General features: G+C 65.5%; 16 protein-coding genes and 2 pseudogenes. 3 read left to right on the top strand and 15 right to left on the bottom strand.

Going from position 1 to position 17,851, the window contains the following annotated elements:
* Window positions 1-7: 7 nt before the first annotated feature.
* The 5 genes from OYT95_RS36720 to OYT95_RS36700 form a co-directional block, all read right to left on the bottom strand.
* A complete protein-coding gene (locus OYT95_RS36720) occupies window positions 8-832 on the bottom strand; it encodes a GvpL/GvpF family gas vesicle protein (protein ID WP_268790408.1) in 825 nt (274 codons plus the stop codon).
* Window positions 832-1,197 carry a gas vesicle protein GvpJ gene (gene gvpJ, locus OYT95_RS36715; RefSeq protein WP_268790407.1) on the bottom strand — a complete coding sequence of 122 codons (366 nt, stop codon included), beginning with the start codon at window positions 1,195-1,197 and terminating at the stop codon, window positions 832-834. Before gvpJ (OYT95_RS36715) ends, OYT95_RS36720 begins: the two co-directional genes overlap by 1 nt.
* A 302-nt stretch (window positions 1,198-1,499) precedes the next feature.
* A complete protein-coding gene (gene gvpJ / locus OYT95_RS36710; RefSeq protein ID WP_037231892.1) occupies window positions 1,500-1,874 on the bottom strand; it encodes a gas vesicle protein GvpJ in 375 nt (124 codons plus the stop codon).
* Window positions 1,871-3,385: an SRPBCC family protein gene (locus tag OYT95_RS36705; RefSeq protein ID WP_268790406.1), complete on the bottom strand. Its 1,515-nt coding sequence runs from the start codon at window positions 3,383-3,385 to the stop codon at window positions 1,871-1,873. Before OYT95_RS36705 ends, gvpJ (OYT95_RS36710) begins: the two co-directional genes overlap by 4 nt.
* Window positions 3,386-3,391: 6 nt before the next feature.
* Window positions 3,392-3,997 (bottom strand): hypothetical protein, encoded by a 606-nt coding sequence (locus tag OYT95_RS36700; RefSeq protein ID WP_268790405.1) that lies wholly within the window; start codon window positions 3,995-3,997, stop codon window positions 3,392-3,394.
* Between the two features lie 75 nt (window positions 3,998-4,072).
* Here OYT95_RS36700 and OYT95_RS36695 point away from each other — a divergent pair, with 75 nt between their 5' ends.
* Window positions 4,073-4,231 carry a hypothetical protein gene (locus tag OYT95_RS36695; protein ID WP_268790404.1) on the top strand — a complete coding sequence of 53 codons (159 nt, stop codon included), beginning with the start codon at window positions 4,073-4,075 and terminating at the stop codon, window positions 4,229-4,231.
* A 1,136-nt stretch (window positions 4,232-5,367) separates the two neighbouring features.
* Window positions 5,368-6,873, top strand: a complete 1,506-nt coding sequence (locus tag OYT95_RS36690) for a sensor domain-containing diguanylate cyclase (protein ID WP_268790403.1) — start codon at window positions 5,368-5,370, stop codon at window positions 6,871-6,873.
* Window positions 6,874-7,045: 172 nt separating this feature from the next.
* Here the strand turns inward: OYT95_RS36690 and OYT95_RS36685 are convergent, their stop codons facing one another.
* The 10 genes and pseudogenes from OYT95_RS36685 to OYT95_RS36640 form a co-directional block, all read right to left on the bottom strand.
* Window positions 7,046-7,441 (bottom strand): hypothetical protein, encoded by a 396-nt coding sequence (locus OYT95_RS36685; RefSeq protein ID WP_037231839.1) that lies wholly within the window; start codon window positions 7,439-7,441, stop codon window positions 7,046-7,048.
* 239 nt (window positions 7,442-7,680) lie between these two features.
* Window positions 7,681-7,974, bottom strand: coding sequence for a hypothetical protein (locus OYT95_RS36680; protein ID WP_037231836.1), 294 nt, complete (start codon window positions 7,972-7,974; stop codon window positions 7,681-7,683).
* Window positions 7,971-8,552, bottom strand: a complete 582-nt coding sequence (locus tag OYT95_RS36675) for an ATP-binding protein (protein ID WP_268790401.1) — start codon at window positions 8,550-8,552, stop codon at window positions 7,971-7,973. Before OYT95_RS36675 ends, OYT95_RS36680 begins: the two co-directional genes overlap by 4 nt.
* A 350-nt stretch (window positions 8,553-8,902) precedes the next feature.
* Window positions 8,903-10,657: an MOSC and FAD-binding oxidoreductase domain-containing protein gene (locus OYT95_RS36670; protein WP_268790400.1), complete on the bottom strand. Its 1,755-nt coding sequence runs from the start codon at window positions 10,655-10,657 to the stop codon at window positions 8,903-8,905.
* 142 nt (window positions 10,658-10,799) lie between these two features.
* On the bottom strand, window positions 10,800-12,125 hold the full coding sequence (locus tag OYT95_RS36665) for an MFS transporter (protein ID WP_268790399.1): 1,326 nt from the start codon (window positions 12,123-12,125) through the stop codon (window positions 10,800-10,802).
* Between the two features lie 108 nt (window positions 12,126-12,233).
* Window positions 12,234-12,518, bottom strand: a pseudogene (locus tag OYT95_RS36660) (alpha/beta hydrolase); the annotation flags it as partial.
* Window positions 12,519-13,651: 1,133 nt separating this feature from the next.
* Window positions 13,652-13,822: pseudogene (locus tag OYT95_RS36655) on the bottom strand (alpha/beta hydrolase); the annotation flags it as partial.
* Window positions 13,819-14,064, bottom strand: a complete 246-nt coding sequence (locus tag OYT95_RS36650) for a hypothetical protein (RefSeq protein WP_112298372.1) — start codon at window positions 14,062-14,064, stop codon at window positions 13,819-13,821. The gene OYT95_RS36650 and the pseudogene OYT95_RS36655, both read right to left, overlap by 4 nt.
* On the bottom strand, window positions 14,061-14,705 hold the full coding sequence (locus tag OYT95_RS36645) for a VOC family protein (RefSeq protein WP_112298848.1): 645 nt from the start codon (window positions 14,703-14,705) through the stop codon (window positions 14,061-14,063). Before OYT95_RS36645 ends, OYT95_RS36650 begins: the two co-directional genes overlap by 4 nt.
* Window positions 14,706-14,728: 23 nt before the next feature.
* Window positions 14,729-15,487 (bottom strand): maleate cis-trans isomerase family protein, encoded by a 759-nt coding sequence (locus OYT95_RS36640; protein WP_037231830.1) that lies wholly within the window; start codon window positions 15,485-15,487, stop codon window positions 14,729-14,731.
* A 257-nt stretch (window positions 15,488-15,744) separates the two neighbouring features.
* On the opposite strand from OYT95_RS36640, the gene OYT95_RS36635 reads away from it, so the two are divergent.
* Entirely contained in the window at window positions 15,745-17,847 is a 2,103-nt protein-coding gene (locus tag OYT95_RS36635) for a hydantoinase/oxoprolinase family protein (RefSeq protein ID WP_037231828.1), read from the top strand.
* Window positions 17,848-17,851 lie beyond the last annotated feature (4 nt).

The raw sequence follows: 17,851 nt of genomic DNA, 5'->3' as shown, positions 1-17,851 counted from the left end.
CCGTGGTTCAGCCCTGCGCCGCCGGATTCTGGGTGACCACGAAGTCGTAGGCGGCCATCGGCCCGAGCAGCTTCAGCTCGACCCGGCCGTCCCACTCCTCGGCCAGTTTTCCCACAGCCTGTTCGAGTTCGTCCTGCCTGTCCACGTCGACGAGGACCGCGACCTGCACGGCCTCCTCCTCGTGCGTGGGTTCGCGGCGGTTGACGAAGTCGGTGAGGTCGCCCAGGGCATCGACCGTCTTGCGGGTGTCTTCCTCACGCTTGCCGGCGATCGCGTTGTTCACCACTTCCCCGAGCGCCATCCGCGCCTGGCGGCCCGCGTCCTCCGACTTGTCCCGGATCTCCTCACGCAACTGCGCCGCCTGCTCGTTCTCGTCGAGGATCTCCCGCAGGATCGCCTGCTCCGCATACCGGCCCTTGACCACGTACTGGGCGTTGCCCTCCAGTTGTTCGAGGGCCGCCGCGAACTCGTCCGCATGTGCCGAGAGCAGTTCCTCCTTCACGGCGTCGGCGTCGGTGAGCACCGCACCGAACCGCAGCGGCAGCACCGGCGCCACCCGGGACGTCCCGTCCAGCACGTTCGCATGGGCACGGAGGTCTTCGGGTTTGCCGATCGGACGGTCCACCGACACTTCGCTCACCAGGGCGGCGATGTCACCGCTCGCGACGACCTCCACCTTCCCATCCGCGATCCCGGTCGCGTCGTCCCCAGGTTCGACGTCGGCCGGGACGATGCCGTAGACGTACACCCCCGCCGTCTGCTTCTTGTCCGACTTTTCCGACTTCTCTGTGTTCTCGCTCTTCTGCTTCTTCGTCTGCTCCGATGTAGCCATCACCTGTCACCTCGAGTCGACTTGCGCGACACCCGTTCCCGTTCCGGTTCCTCTTGCCCGCCCAGCAGGCCGCCGAGCTTCTCTTCGATGGCGCTCTTCGTCTTCGACTTCGCGATCTTTTCCGTCCCGCCCGACACCAGATCGGACAGCCCCTTCGGCTCGCTGCCGATCGCGAGCCGGTTCGCCGCCTCCGCGAATCGCAGGTAGGTGTCGACGCCGGCGACCACGATGCGGGCGTCGATGGTGAGCAGTTCGATACCGACCAGCGAGACCCGCACATACGCGTCGATCACCAGGCCCTTGTCCAAGATGGTGTCGATGACATCGGCCAGGCTGCTCGAACTCGGCCCACCCGCTGTGGTCATCCTCCTCGCTCCTCCCTGCCCCGCTATCGCCCTCCGCAACGCCGTGTGCGGGCGGCTCGACCCGTGGCGGTATCGATCGTTCCTCGGCACGCTCTGCGCTCTCACCGCCGCCGCGGCGTCCAGCTCGCCAGTGGCATACCCGAAGTGGAGATGTAAGTGCGGACTACCGGACTACCCGGAACTCCGGAAGTTCAATCGATCAAAGACCGCCAGAGACTGAGTAATTCGACGACTACACCACTGCTCGAAACGGTCCGACCGGTCGGCCCTCGGGTGCCCGTTGGCCTGTTCCGACGTCGACATCACTTGTCCTCGCGAGTGGACTTGCGTGAAACCCGTTCGCGCTGAGGTTCTTCCTGTCCGCCGCCGAGGAGGTCGCCGAGTTTCTCGCCGGCGGCCCCGAGTGCGCCCTGAGTTTTCGATTCAGCGCCTCCCTCGCCGCCCCCAGCCAGGTCCGTCAGCCCCTTGGGCTCGCTGCCGATCTCGAGCCGGTTCACCGCTTCCGCGAACCGCAGGTAGGTGTCGACGCTGGCGACGACAACGCGGGCGTCGATCGTCAGCAGTTCAATACCGACCAGCGAGACCCGCACGTACGCATCGATCACCAGGCCCTTGTCGAGGATGGTGTCGATGACGTCGGCGAGACTGCTCGAGCTAGGTCCACCGGCCGTGGTCATGCGCGTGCTCCTGTCCTACGCCGCGGCGTTGCCTTCTTTGCTGTGGTCTTCTTTGCTGCGGTCTTCTTTGCAGGGGTCTTTTTTGCCGGGGCCTTCTTCGCGGGGGTCTTCTTCGCGGGGGCCTTCTTCGCGGCGGCCTTCTTTGCGGGGGCCTTCTTTGCTGCGGCCTTCCGGGGACGACGCCGCCGCGGCTCGGGACGCCGGCGCGGCTCGGGCTCCTCCTCGGGTTCTTCCTCCTCGTACTCGCCGGTCTCGTCCTCCGGCTCCTCCTCCGCCTCGGCGGTCTCGTCCTCCGGCTCCTCCTCCTCGTACTCCTCGTACTCCCCGGTCTCGTCCTCCGGCTCTTCCTCCGGTTCCTCCTCCTCCGCCTCGGCGGCCTCGTCCTCCGGCTCCTCCTCCTCGTACTCCCCGGTCTCGTCCTCCGGCTCTTCCTCCGGTTCCTCCTCCTCCGCCTCGGCGGCCTCGTCCTCCGGCTCCTCCTCCTCGTACTCGCCAGTCTCGTCCTCCGGCTCCTCCTCCTCCTCGTACTCGCCGGTCTCGTCCTCCGGCTCCTCCTCTTCCTCGTACTCGCCGGACTCGTCCTCCTGGTCCTGCGGCTCTTCGTCTTCGGCAGTCTCGTCGTCGTCCGGTTCCTCGTTGATGTCCTCGGACTCCTCGGGTTCGACGACCTTGCCGTCCCGGATTTCTCCGCGCCACCCCTCGATCTCGTCGGGATGGAGAACGGACTGGGTCATGACATGGCGTCCGAAGTGCTTCAACTCCAAACGCGCTCGCCGTCCCTGTGCACGCCACAGGTTTCCCGTCTTCTCGAACAATCCCTTCGGGTGGTACTCGAGGATCAGAACGATGCGGGTGAGATCCGGGGTCACCTCGTGGAACGTCACCGCACCGTCGATGAAACCCTTGGCGCCCTTCGAGCGCCACACGATCCGCTCATCCGGGACCTGCTCGATGATCGACGCTTCCCAGGTGCGGTGCGATAAGAAGATCTGAGCCTTCCACTCGAGCTTCTCGTCCGCCTCCTGCTCCACTCGCTCGACCTTCTTCATGAAGGAGGGGAAGTCCGCGAATTGGGTCCATTGGTTATACGCCAGTTGGACCGGGACACCGACATCGATCGTTTCGACGATATTGGTCAACTTGAGCTTCTTGCCCTTACCGCCACCGCCACCACCGGTGACCGCGTCCTTCACATCCGACGCCGTGTCCTTCACCTTGTCGGTCAGCCCGGAGAACAGTGACTTGCCGTCGCCCTTCTCGTCCCCGTCACCGTCACCGTCACCGTTGCCGTTGCCGGTGACCGCGGACAGCAGGCTTCCACCGCCGCCCTCGGCGTAGTCGGTCAGCCGGCCGGCCGCACCCTGCACCTTGTCGGACACGGTGGACATCGCTTTGTCGGTCACGGTGCCAAGCAGGCCCTGCGCCGCCTTCTTCAGCGGTGACACCGATGCGGCCTCACCGGACACGTTTTGGCGCAGCTTCTTCGCTGCACTGTCGAGATTCGAGGTCATCGCTGATCACTTCCGGGTGCGTCGTCGTACGGGTACGGAATCGGTCGTCGCCTTCGCGCGCGTCCTGCGGGCCCTGGCTCGGGCCAGATCGTCGTCTTCGTCGTCGTTGTTCGTCGACGACCGGGACCGTGACCGGGCGGGCCGGGAACTACCGCTGCTCGAGGTGCGGCGGCGTGGGGCCGGACGCTTGCGGGCGCGGGGCGCCTCCTCCTCGGCTTCGTCCTCCTCGGCGGTCTCGTCCTCCGTGTACTCGTCGTCGTAGTCGTCCTCGGGCTCCTCTTGACTCTTGCGCTTGGACCTCTTCCCGCCCGCGGCCTCGTCGCCACCCGATTGCAACCGGGAGTTGAGCGAGTCGATGCGGTGACTGGCCGCGGTGACCGCGGCCGTCTTCGCCGCGTTCATCAACTCCTTGCGGACCGTCTCGCCGAGCTTGGCGACCTCGGGCGAATCCGCGAGTAGCTTGCCGGCCTGACCGAGCACACCCAGTGAGCCAGAAGGAAACCGACTGGATGCTCCGGCGCCCGCGAGCATCAGCGCCAACTTCATCTTGTGCGTGCGGCCCAGCATGTACCCGGCACCCACGGCCAACGCCATCTGACCTTTGCCTGTCATCGCCCAACCCCTTTGTCGAGTAGATGTGGTGCACCTCGGCGCCGGCGTCGGCGAAAAGGGTGGGGGCCGTGGTCGGTGGGTGGTGCCTTCGTTCCCGCCGACTACCCCGCGTCGGCGACGCTCAATCTGAGCGAAGCCCTCGAGTTCCCGGAGGGTGGAGGCGAACTCGTCGTCGTGTTCGGCGAGCAGTTCGTTCGTCACGGCGTCCCGATCGGACAGGACCGCACCGAATGACCGCGGGGTCTGCCGGCCTTCCTGGTTACCCGCGTAGCGCAGTTGTCTGCGGGTACCCGCTGAGTACGCTGCCCGCGCCGCGAAGGCGGACCGGGCAGCCAGCCCCGCTCCGGCCGCCGAACCCCTTCGGCCGGGCGGGGCGCCCCGCCGCGGCGGGGCGAGGTCGAGTGCGCGGCCCCCACCTCCGTAACCTCGTGGATCACGCAAATACACACGAGAAACAAAGGCGCCGAGTAATTCTAAGTCACCCCGCTGCGCAATCGATTGCCCAGAACATTATGGGCGGTTGTTAATTTCCAGAACGTTATGGGCGGTTGTTAATTTCATTATGTGAGAAATTCGGGTTTTTTGCGAAACATTCCTCGACCCCAAGCGCGATAGGCACCGTAAGCGGGGGATCGACGATCCCGTGGATTCATCACCACGAGAGGAGTGAATTCTGATGGGCATCGGCCTGAGCTGACCGACGGAGCAAATCCAGGACAGCGGTGGCCCGGCTCACCTGGGGGCAGCCGGTCCACCGCGCTGATCAGCACGATCACCGGCTAGTTCGCCGCCAACCCCTACCGCCATCCTCGGCCGTGAAGTGAGCTCGGCCTACCGGTTCCCGGTCGGCAGGCGGCCGCGCAGTCGAGTCGATATCGTCACCCCGAAATTGGGGAGGCTAACCCGGAATAACTTTCGTGAAGCGCGGTTCGAGAATGTGGATCTCCGCGAGATAAGCGCGGCTCGAGGATGAGGGGCGCTTCGCAGTATGTGCGAATGATTTTGCCGACACGGATATCCGAGAGTCCCGTGTCTGCATTTCATCACCGCGCACGGGAGTGACGGGTTTCGGAAATTCCCGGCGCAGCATGTGCAACGGGCACACCCCACGGAGGCGGCGCGGACGAACACCGGATGCGGCGTCTTCATCAGCATCATCGGCCAGTGCGGCTTGCCCAAAACCACGCCCCGCACGCCAGTGAATCGGCAGGTGCCCCGGCGTGGGGCATCGGGACCGTGGAGATCTCCGCCTGGGCGTGTCACCGCCGCCGATGCCGCGACCCGGGAACCTTCTCGTGAAACGAATGCGGTAGCCGGTGCGACATAGCTATTCACTGAAAGGTGTTGTCCGAGAATGAAACCGACCAGTCGTGACTGAATTATTCGAACCGTATCGGGTGCCGGAGGGCGCCGCACAATCCGAGTTCCCCGAAGGGGTGACCCGATCCGAGACGGGATCGTTCCCGGGCGCGGCGACGTCGGCGCAGCTGGCCGCCGCACTGGAATGCGCGCCCGCCCCGATGGCGCTGTGGGAGTTCGGTTCGGGCCGAATCCGCTATCTGAACCCGGCCGCGGCCGCCCTGGTGGGGTTCCCGAAGGCCGGCGAGGTGTCCGCGCGCAGGGCCGCCGACCTCTGCACCGCCAGCGCGGTAACGCAGGCACCGGAGGTCTCGGCCGCCCTGACCGGACGGGGTCGGTGGTGCGGGCGAACGGAGTTGCGGAATTTGCGCACCGGGGCACCGATCCCGGCGGCCGTGTCGGTCTTCGTCACCGAACGCGACGAGAACGGGCACCCGCTGCTGATCGGGGTAATCGGCCGGGAGCCGTCCACCTCCGGCGAGCAGGAGCAATCGCTGCTCGCCGCCCTGGCGGCGGCCGACCAGCGGTGCCGGGAACAACAGGTACTCGCCGAGCTGAGCCGGCTGGCGGTCACCGCCGACCTCGACACTCTCCTGACCGCCGCGACCGCTGAGGTCACCGCACTGCTGGGGACGCGGTGCGCGGCGGTGGCCCGGGTGCCGGACACCGGCGGGGCGGCCCTGACGGTGCTTGGTTACCACGGACCCGGGCCGCGCCCGCGCACCGTCGCCGCCGGCCGCGGTTCGCTGACCGGGTACATGGCCACCGAGACGGCGGTAGTGTGCTGCCCGGACCGCGCCCGCGAGCGACGGTTCGCGACCGCGGACATGGCCGCGCACGGGCTGGGCGGCGGCATCGGCGTGCCGATCGGGCACGACCCGATCTGGGGGGTGCTGACCGCATACGGCATACGTCCGCGCCCCACCCGGGAATGCGAGGTGGCCCTCCTGTGCGCGGTGGCCGCGGTGCTGTCCACCGCGATCGACCGCATCGAGGCGGAGGAGCGATTGCGGCACCGGAGCCTGCACGACCCGCTCACCGGGTTACCCAACCGCACCCTGGCCCTGGAGCGTCTCAATTCCGCCCTCGACCAGGCGGCCCGCACCGGCGGCCGGGTGGCGGTGTTGGTGATCGACCTGGACAACTTCCGACACCTCAACGCCCGATTGGGGCACGCCGGCGGCGACGCCGCCCTGATCCGACTCGCCGACCGCCTACGGTCCGTGGTCCGGCCCACCGACACCGTGGCGCGCCTGGGCGGCGACGAATTCCTGATCCTGTGCCCGGCCGTCACCGGCCCCGCGGACGTGATCAGGATCGCCGACCGAATCGCCACCGTGGACCCGCACCCGGGTGACGGACCGATCACCGCGAGTATCGGTATCGCCGTCACCGGTGCCAACGTCTCCCCGCACGAGCTGATTCATCACGCCGACCGGGCGATGTACCGGGCCAAGGCCACCGGGCCCGGCCGCTACGCACTGCACCATCCCGATACCCACGGAACGGGCCGCTGAACCGCGCACACAACGCGAGAACTCGGGGACAAGCGTGGTCGGGCTACCGCACTACACCCGGGCTCACGGGTCGCGTAGAGCTGGGTGGCTGGGCCATATGCCAATTCTTCCCTGGTTGGCCGCGAGCCACGCCAAATCGCGCATGCCGCTCAGCTACTGCCGTGGGATGTCCCTATTCGAACGCGCGTCGACAGCGGTCGATCATGTCCTCGGCACGGCGTTGGAAATCGGTCACCTCCACCCCGTCGAGTAGTTCGCCGAGGACGTCGAGCTCGGTGAGCCACCAGCCCATCTCTTCGATTCCGTCTTGACGGCGGGGGCACTGGTGGCTGAACCGCAGAACCGACCGGGAGTGCCCGTCGCCGGTGATGTCCCACCGCAGCACGCTCTCCCCGCAGGCGTACTCGAGCAGGCTGGGCGGCCGGGCACGGCACGCCATGCCCGTGTCTCCACACTCGGGATGCAGCAGGCGGAGCACCCGCCACACCTCGTCACAGTCGTGGTGCAAACGGCGCTCCAGATGCAGCCGGTAGCGCCCGTTCTCGTCGACAGTGACGATATCGGTCATCGGCGGACATCCTCCGGCGCCCCGACCTTCGGATCAACGTGGTCTTTCGCGACGCGTACCCCGGTACGCGGGCGCGCAACCGACACATCCCCACCGCCCACGATGCGCTCGGAGTGTCGCTACATGGCACGAGCCGGTCACGGCGTGAGCGAATTCCCGCTGGTCAGGCCCGATGGTGTACCGAGGTGGGCGCTGAGTGCGACTGCCAACACCCCCCGAACGTATGCACTCCGCTCACGTCAGGGATGAAACCCGCCGCCGAGACCGCGGGGCACGAGTTCGAACCACGCGCTCGCTCCGCCGCGCACATGCGGATCCGGGTAGCACAGGGCGAGGCCCTGCGCATCGAACGCAGTAAACCACTCCTGCCAGGAAATGTGCTCGAGCGCGCCAGTGCGGACCCCGGCAAAGTCGATATGCAGAGCGCCTACGGCGTCGGTGGTCGCCGCCGTTCGTGCCGGTGCGCCGTGGTGCGCCTGAATCCAACCGCGGATCTCGTCGTGATCGGTGGTGATGTGCCGGTGTGAGGTCATCGGATTGGTCCTGGTCGGGAGCAGCTGTACGCGGGTGTTGCCTCGGATCGGTTTCGGGTTACCCGCGACAGCACGAGCTGAATCCAACCCCGGGATCGGCTGCGAGCCGCAAGCCGGCCCCTGACTTCCGCATCAATAATCCCCAGGCTGTGTCGGGGGCCGGTGCTGCGCAGGGTGAGCACGACCTTGGCAAGGCCGCGCTGCACGAGTTGTTGGATGACGACGACGGACAGGTCGTCGAGCAGGTGAACGTCGTCGACGGCCACGACTACGGGCTTGTCGCCAGCAGTGAGCGCTTTGATGACGGTATAGATGACCATCATCGGGTCGGCCTGCGAGATCGGTGCCCATTGAGCAAACGCTCCCAACGGAAGAGTTCGAGCCGAGGCCGTAGCGGTGACCCACCGGACGGCGTGCCGTTTGGCAAGTACGGCGACGGCGGCACTCGCCAACCGACTCTTGCCAACACCGGCACCGCCCGCCACAAGAACCCCAGAGCCATCACCAGAGCCTTCGATAGCCGCCCAGATGCGCCGCAGTTCCTCATCCCTGCCCGTAAGCGGCCAGACACCGTCCACGACGCAATCTTAACTACTGTGTGAGTAGGCGCGGGAAATCATCGATCCGTGACGCTTTGCGTTTTCCAGCGGTAGTTGGCGCGACGGACCCTCCTGAGCGAGCCGGTAGCTGTCAACGGTCGACACGAACTGCGAAATGCGTTGCTGCACAATAGTACCTGTTACTGACATCGGGTGACATCGGGTGACGGCGGCGGTCAGGCCGCGGACACCGGCCTCACCTTCCAAGGCAAAAGGACGGTGACACCGCCGCCGACGCCGGCGACTCGGTGACCGTCGAGGGAGGCACCGCTACCGCCCATCGTGTCACCGAAAGACGCTCAGAGAAGCCACGTGGGCCCCCTGGCTTGTCAGAGATCGAGAATGAGGTCGGTTTCGGGTTGCGAGCAGCACAAGAGGGTCGTGCCCGGGATCGGGGGTTCCAGAGGGTCCGGTCGGTATCGGACGGTCCCGGAGAGGACCGGGGTCTGGCAGGTGTGGCACACGCCGGTGCGACACGACCAGCGGGTCGGAACGTCGCATGCTTCGGCGAAATCGAGGACGGTGCTGTACTCGTCGCTCCATGGCACGGTGAGTCCGCTGCGGGTGAACGTGATGCGCGGCCCGGTGCCGACGGGTCCCGGGGGCTGGTGCGGCGGGGTGTGGGTGGAGTCGGTGAGTCCAGGGTTGATGGCCGGGAGTGCGCCGAACAACTCGGTGTGGATGCGGTCGGACTCCACACCGATGTGCATGAGTACCTCGCGGAGCGCGGCCATGAACGCGGTAGGACCGCACAGGTAGGTGACCACGTTGGGGGGCAGGCCCAGTGCGGCCAAGGCTTCGCGGTTGATGCGGCCGGGGACGGCCGGCGGAACCAGGTTCGCCGTCGGCCCCTGGGCGGTGTAGTAGACGTGTTCGTGACCTCGGTCGACGCTGGTCAGCAACCGGTGCGCTTCGGCTGCGAAAGCGTGTTCGGCGGCTGAATGGGCGGTGTGCAGCCACCAGATGTCGCGCTTGCTGTGGGCTGCGGCGAGTGCATGCAGCATCGCCAGAACGGGGGTCACCCCGACGCCGGCCGAGAGCAGGAGCACGGGCGTGGTGTCATCGTGGTCTTCGGTGAGAACGAAATCGCCACGCGGAGAAGCGACGTCGACGGTATCGCCGACACGTAACTGCGTGTGGAGATAGGTGCTGACGAGGCCCTGGGTCTCGCGTTTGACGCTGATGCGGTACTCGCTGTCCGACGGAGCGGCGGACAGCGAATAGTTGCGCACCGGTGGTGGGTCGGCGGCGCCGGCGACGCGGAGGGTGAGGTACTGGCCGGGTTTCGGCCGGGTCAGCGGGGCGTCGTCGTGTGGTGCCAGGTGGATCGACGCCACAGTTGTGCTCTCGGGAACAATCCGTGACACCCGCAGCGGTCGGAAGCCGGCCCAGCCGTCCGGTTGGGCGCCGGCGGGCGGCTCTTCGGCGCGCGTCGGGTGCTCTGCGGTGTCGAGCAGATCGCGAAACGATCGCTGCCAGCCGGGGCTGAGCGCGGGGATGTCCACTGCGTTCCGGAGTTGGCCGATGTCCCGGTCGGGTAGGTAGAGCAGTGCGTCGATCGCGGCGACGCTCATGCGGTGTCGGCCGATCCGGGTGCGGATGATCTCGTCGCCTGCATGCACGCGACCTTCGGTGATGACCCGGAAGTAGAACCCGGGCCGGTGGTGGGCAACCAGCAGCGCAGGCATCTCGGGTTCACCCAGGCGCATTCCGACCCGATAACAAGTGACGCGTGGCTGAGTGACCTCGAACTCGGCGTCACCGATCCGATAGCGGTCACCGATGTGCACCTCGTCGTCGGGTAGGCCGTCGACGGTGAAGTTCTCACCGAACTGGCCGTATTCGAGATCGTCGCGACCGAGATGACGCCGCCAGAAGTCGTAGGACTGACATTGGTAGACGAGCACGGCACGAATTTCTCCGCCGTGACCGCCGAGATCGCCTTGACCGTCGCCGTCGATGTTGAGCGTGCGGACCATGCGGGGGCCGTCGACGGGGTACTTGAAGATGCCGGTGTGGACGGTCCGGCCTTGCCAGGGCACGTCTTTCGGCATACCGACGTTGAGTGACTGCAGGCGTGCCACTGTGGTTGCCCCTTACTGTTTCGCGCGGAACAGGTAGCCGGAGGTGTCCATCGTTCGTGCCCCGGCCATCGCGATGAGCAGCTTCGTCATGTCGCAGAACATCCTATATCCGACCGTGATCTGCGCCACTCCCGGCCGACGGTCATGAAACAGCGTTCCGATCGATATCCGCGGCCGCGGAAGGACGTCGGGTCTGAGCGAATCGGTGGATCGGTGTGCGCTGAGGAACGAGCACGGTCAGGATGGCACCGACGACGGCCGGTGCGGCGAAAGCCGCCAGTTGCCAGTTGGTTCCGGTCCCGATCGCGACGAGGACGCCACCGTAGGTGGGGCCGACGATCGCCCCGATCCGACCCACACCCAAGGCCATACCCAGTCCTGTGGCACGGTTCGATGCGGGGTAGTGACTGCCGATGAACGTATTGAGAAGGATCTGGGTGCCGGTCGTGCCGACTCCGGCGAGCAACACCAACAAGTAGACGACGACCAACGGCGGAGTGGTGGTAACGAGCAGTAGTGCGATCGCGCCGCACAGAAAGAATGCTGCAGTGACGGGTTTGATCCCGTACCGGTCCGCGAGCACGGCGCCGCCGAGGCCACCCAGGGCGCCTCCGATGTTCAGGGTCAGGAGAAAAGACAGGGACGCGCCCAGAGGGTATCCGGCCGATTTCATCAGCGCGGGTAGCCAGGTCGCCACGCCGAACAACACCAGCAAACAGAGCAGAGTCATGCACCAGAACAACAGGGTCGCGAGAGTGCGGTGCATACCGAAGAGTGCGTGTAGGCCACGGTCCCGGCTGGGCGGGGTGGAAGTAGGGGCGGCGGTGCGTTCGACGCCATACCGGTCGGCAATCGCAGCCGCGGCGGCATGTTCTCCACGGAAAGCGAGGTAGGCGGGTGATTCCGGGAGGAACGCGAGCATCAGGGGCAAGAACATCAGCGCCGGCACCATGCCGGCGAGAAACATCGACCGGAAGCCGTGGGTGGGCACCAGCCACAGGGAAAGCACTCCGGCGAGTATGCCGCCGATGCAGGTGCCGACGAACCCCATGGCCACCGAACGGGCCCGGGCGCGGGGTTCGGCGAATTCGATCAGTGTGGCGGCGGCTGTGGGCATGAGGACACCGGCGCCGAGTCCGACGGCGAAGCGCCCCGCCCCGAACACCTCGGGGGTGGGTGCGATCGCGCACGCACCCATGGCTGTGGAGAACGTGACGACGGCGGCGAGGAGGGTGCGGCGGCGTCCCCACCGATCGGCAACCGCCGCGGCGAGGAGGGCTCCGACCAGCATGCCGATGCCGGTGAGCGAGCCCAGCATCCCGACGTCTGTGGCGTCGAGGTCCCAGGGGGCGTAGGTGAGCAGTGACGGAACCACTGTTCCGTACATGAGGAGGTCATAGCCCTCGAGGACGAGGGCCATCAGGCAGAGCCCGACAACGGGGGCTGCGGGTGAGATACGGGCACGCATCGGTTTCTCCGCTCGGAGGGTAAGCCCAGACCGACGACCGCGGTGACCTGCGGAAGAAGTCAGGTCACTGCGGCGCGAGGTCCGGCGTATCGAGTTGTGGTCGTCTATTTACGGGAGTCTGACTGCCAGCCACGCGCCGATGTCTCCGGCGGCGAGGCTGGCACCGGTGGGTGCGCCGTCGCGGATCGGTCCGCCGAAGTGGGTGCCGGCGACGCGGACGTGGGTTTTGTCCGTCGATCCGAGTGCATCGCACATCGTCTTGGCATCGTCGGGGAAGCAGGCTTGGTCTCCGGTGAGTTCGACGAACAGTGTCGGTGCAGTCACCGTCGGGGCGCAGCGCAGGAAGTCGGCGTTGCTGCTGAGCCCGGACCAGGTCGACAACCAGGCGTCCGGCCTATTACCACTCCTTCCTCCCTCCTCTCTACTACTAATACCTGTCATTTACCTTCTTTCCGACCGCTCCTATCCTTTCCTAATAATTTAACCCTCTCCTCACTCCTCCCCCTCTTATTATTATCTTACTCCCTTATATTTTACTCTTTTATCTCTATCCTTTCTCACCTCATTCCACCTTCTTTTATATACCCTCCTTCTCTCTAACCTTCTGTCAATTCTAAACCTTATTTTCCTCATTATATCTTCTTTTCATCTTACTATATTCCAATCTTAATCTTTATCATCAACCCTCTATCTACTCTTCCATAATTTATTAACTTAACATCCATAATTTTTCCCCCCCCCCCCCCCTCCCCCCTCTCATAAATTACAACCTGACCTGTGTGTGATCTCGACAGCGACGTAACATTCAAAATTACCTATACATTGTCCCCTCTGTTATCCCCCCATCTTACGCACTCCCCCCCTATTTCACCCTATCCACTATTTTAATTTAACTCCCCCTTGATCCTGCCAATACTTTTATATTTTGTTCTCCCCCCCCATCCCCCCTCCCCCCCCCCCCCTCCCCCCTACAAATTCCACCCTCATTTACCCCCCCCCTCCCACTATATATATAGATATTTTACATAGACCTCTACTTCCCCCCCTCCTCACACACACACGCTAATCCAACCTTCCTACCCCCCTCCAGCATGTGTTCTCTCCCTCGTCGCCTATTATTGTATCACATGTGTCCATACCCCCCCCCTTCTTTATCCACCCTATTCCCCCCCCCCCACCAACCCCCCCCCCACCCCTCCCCAATGAACCACCCTTCGTCCGCCGCCGCCCGATCATCTCTAAGCCAAGCCTGTCTCGTGACGCCGTTGGGTCTGTGTAGATTGGAGTGTACCCCCCCCCATGTCACCCCCCCCCCCCAGGGTGCTTCCGTCCATGTGATTGTCCCTACCCCCTACTATCACCCCCCCCCCCCCCCCCCGCCCCCCCCCCCTCCTCGCATTGCTCCCGCTACACGCCCCCCCCCCCCCCCCCCCCCCCCCCACCCCCACCCCCCCCCCCCCCCCCCCCTGCTCCCCCCCTGTACCGCCCCCCCAACAGATGACGGTCCGATCGAATTATGGCTTAGGCGGGTGCGTCAGCGCGACGACGGTGCGCGCGCCGGGCACCGTCCGCAGGACACCGGAGACCTTCGCGCCATCCGCGGTGGCGAGTTCGTGTACCGACGTGACGGTGGCGTCGGGGGCCTGCGCGGCGTCGATGTACCGTCCGGCGCCGAGCCGTTGGGTGCTCTCACTCATTGCGGCTCGACTCGCATGGCGTCCTTGTCCCACTGTGTAATGCGGGACTGCGCCAATCCTGCGACGCTGCTGTACCAGACGGCGTGGCGGCAGCCGGTGGCGCGGCGGTCGATGACGATGGCCGAGTCGGAGACGATTCGGAAATAGGGTCCGACGTGGTCGACGGTGACCTCCGGGTTGCGACCGGCCACCTCGGCGACTGCCGTGTTCTCCGGGACGTCGAGGATGAACAGGGTCGTCATCGTGTAACCATCTCCTTCGATTCCTGCTCCTGCTGCCAGGCCGCTGCCCGTTCGGTGATCAGTTCGGCTTTGCGGGTGAGCAGCGCGGCCATGCTGGGGTCCGGGCCGGTCACGATGTCGACGAGGGCGTCGATGGTCAGGTTGGCGTCGAGGTCTTCCTGCGGGGTGACCGGGCGCAGCGCCCGGGTAATTTCGATCATGTAGCCGTTGGGGTCGTGGGTGTAGATCGACTCGATCGTCTCGTGCTGGATCTGCATCTCCACCGGCCACGAGCTGTGATCCAAGCGCCGCCGGTATTCCATCAGGTCGTCTTCGCTGTCCACGTGGATTGCCAGATGGCGGGAGCGGATGAAGAAGATCGGGACGTCCTCCGCGAACCGGGAGTAGGAGTCGCCCTGCGGGCCGCCGTCGAACGGTTCGAGGCCGAAGTAGTAGAAGAAGGCCAATCGGTCGTCGTTGCCGATATCGAAGAAGAAATGGATGAAGTCGGGGTGTTTTTCCGGGCCCCAGCCGGCCGCGCAGATCGAGTGCACCACCGGGAACCCGAGAACGTCGCGGTAGAACGTGACGGTCGCGGCGGGGTCGAATGTCGGGTAGGCGACGTGGTCGACGCCTTTGACTGTGTGTTGCAGGTCGGACATGGTGAACTCCAATGGATTCGATGCTACTGAACAGCGGTGGCCGGAGCATCGGCACGCAGCAGACCGCCGGCTCCGGGAATGTCGACCGCAAGGTCGAGCGCCCGCAGCAGGCTGTAGGCGCCGGCGGTGGCCGCCGAGAGGACGGGCAGCCCGAACTCGTCTTCGGCCGATTGGACGAGGTCGAGTGAGGGCATCTGCACACACGCGGAGATCACCAACGCGTCGGCTCCGGCACGGTCGAGCGATCGGGCGGCGTCCATGACCCGGTGGCCTGGGATGCAGCCGACCTCCGCGTTGTCGGCGACTTCGAGGGCTCGCCAGTCCGTCACCTGAATTCCTTCGGCCTCGATGTACGCGACGACCTGTTCGGCGAGGGGACGCACGTAGGGGGTGACCAGGACGATCCGTTCGGCGTGGATGGCATGGAGCGCTTCGACGAGTGCGCCCGCGCTCGAGCGGATCGCCGCTTCCGAACCGCCGGTGGCCAGTTGCTCGGCAATCAGCCCCTCCACCCGCTGATGCTCTCCGGGCCCCACCGACATCAGGGCGACCAGGCACGCGTAGAGGATGGCGTCTACCCCGGCATCACCGAGTTCGAGGATGCACCGCTCGCGTTGGGCGTTCATCGCCCGTAGCTGTTCCGGGGACACGGACTGCATCCGCATCCGGCTCGAATGAAACGAGAACCGCGCGTGCGCATGCCGGTTGAGCAGTGCCGGCATTTCCGTCTCGACCGTCACATTCGAACTCGGTACGACGAGTCCGATGCGATGAATGCCCATGTTGTGGCCCTTCTGATGTGGAGTCGGACGTAGATTTACGCCTACGACGAGTATTCGACGCTGATGATGATTCGTCAAGCCCCGAGTGGCGCGGGTGTGGGTTCGTCATAACTTCCTCGCATCCGTGACGGCACTCACAGTTGGCTCTTGACATGTCATCATTCACGTCGAATACTCGACACATACGTAAGGAGTGTTCGAGGATGACCTCACACCGCCCCCTGAATTTCCCCCCAGCACGAAGGAGCGCAGCTGCAATGGCATATGTGATCGGAGTGGACGTCGGTGGCACGTTCACCGACGCGGTATTGGACGACGATGCCGGCACTATTCTCGCTGCGAAGGCCCCCTCGACACCGCCGGACTACTCCCGCGGCGTGATCGATGTCCTCGAGGTCCTCGCCGGGCAATTGGGCTGCCCGATCGAGGAAATGCTGGCGAACACCCACCACATCGCACACGGCACCACGTCGTCGCTCAACGCGCTCGTCATGGGCAACGTGCCCCCGGTCGGCTTTCTCACCACCAAGGGTCACCGCGACTCCATCTACATCATGAATGTCGAGGGCCGATACCTGGGTGGCTCACCGGAGCAGTTGCAAAATGTCATGGGGCAGAGCAAATCTCATGGCCTGATACCAAAGAAGCATGCCCTGGAAGTAACCGAACGACTCGACCGCGACGGCAACGTCGTCGTCGCACTCGACGAAGAATCCGCCCGTCGAGCCATCCGCACGCTTCTCGCCGACGGCATCACCGCGATCGCGGTCTCACTGCTGTGGTCGTTCCGCAACCCGACGCATGAACAGCGCATCCGTGAGCTCGTCCACGAGATCGACCCGACGGTGTTCGTGTCCCTGTCGAGTGAGGTGAGCCCGCGCATCCGCGAATTTGCCCGCAACGCGACAACCATCATGAGCACCCAGATCGGGCCCGGGCTGCGTGACTACCTCGGTTCACTGGAGTCGAAGCTGCGGGAACGCACACTCGCCGGACCCCTGCTGGTGATGCAGAGCAACGGCGGTGCGGTCGCAGCCGCCGAGGCACCGAAGAACGCGATCAGCACCGTCGGTTCGGTGCTGACCGGTGGCGTGGTCGGTGCGGTGTCCCTCGGCAAGCAACTCGGCCACCGCAACATCATTGCCACCGACGTGGGCGGCACCACCTTCCTCGTCGGCCTCGTCGTCGACGGCGAACCCGTCCGGGCGTCCAGCACCATCATCAACCACCACCCGATCAACGTCCCCACCCTCGAGGTGCACGCCATCGGATCCGGCGGCGGCGCCATCGCCTGGGTCGATCCCGGCGGCAATCTGCAGATCGGCCCGCACAGCGCCCAGGCCGTCCCCGGCCCGGCCTGCTACGGCCAGGGCGGCACCGAACCGACCAACGCCGACGCGAATCTGGTGCTCGGAATCCTGCCCGAACGCGGACTCCTCGGCGGCCGTAAGCCGCTGGACAAGGACCTCGCACGGGACGCGATCCGCACCAGGATCGCCGAGCCCCTCGGGCTGTCGGTCGAAGACGCGGCCGCGGCCATCTACGCCGTGCAGAACGCCCAGACCGGTGACCTGCTGCGCAAGACGGTGGTCGAGGCGGGACACGACCCCCGCGACTTCGTGCTCTACGCCTTCGGCGGTGCCGGCCCAGCCCACTGCGCCGCCTACGCCCGAGAGGTCGGCGTCAAGGAAGTCATCGTCCCGCTCGGCCAGGTGGCCTCGGCGTTCTCCGCCTACGGATTGGCCTCGTCCAACATCGTCCTCGCCGCTGAACTGTCCGACCCGGCCGCCATGCCGCTCGATCCTGCCCGTGCCGAGCGCAACTTCGCCCAACTCGAGTCCCAGGTTCTCGAGCAACTCAACCGGCAGGGGCTGACGTTCACCGGGGTGGAGATCGAACGCGAAATCGACATGCGCTACACCATGCAACTCGCGGAGGTAGCGACAGCGGTGCCTTCCGGCAGCCTCGACGCTGCCGGTATCCACGCTGCGTCGGATCTCTTCGAGCAGCGGTACGCCGAACTCTACGGAAAAGACAGCGGCTTCCGTGAGGCCGGAATCCAGGCCATCACCTACCGTGTGCGGGCCACCGGCCTCCTGCCGTTCTCCCCCACGCTGCCGGAGGTCAAGTCCGCGGACTCCGCCGATCCCACACCAGCACATATCGGAACCCGAAAAGTGTGCCTGGACGGCAGGATCGGCTACGTCGACACCGACGTCTACGACTACAGCAAGCTGCTCGCCGGACACGTCCTGCACGGGCCGGCCATCATCGAAGTCCCCACGACCACCGTCGTCGTTCCCCACGACACCACCGGCACCGTCGACCGCCTCGGCAACCTCACCATCGTCGCCCAGTAGGAGC

The sequence above is a fragment of the Rhodococcus sp. JS3073 genome, assembly GCF_026810085.1.
In the GTDB taxonomy this organism is placed as follows: domain Bacteria; phylum Actinomycetota; class Actinomycetes; order Mycobacteriales; family Mycobacteriaceae; genus Rhodococcus_F; species Rhodococcus_F wratislaviensis.
This window is presented reverse-complemented; position numbering and strand designations above follow the sequence as displayed.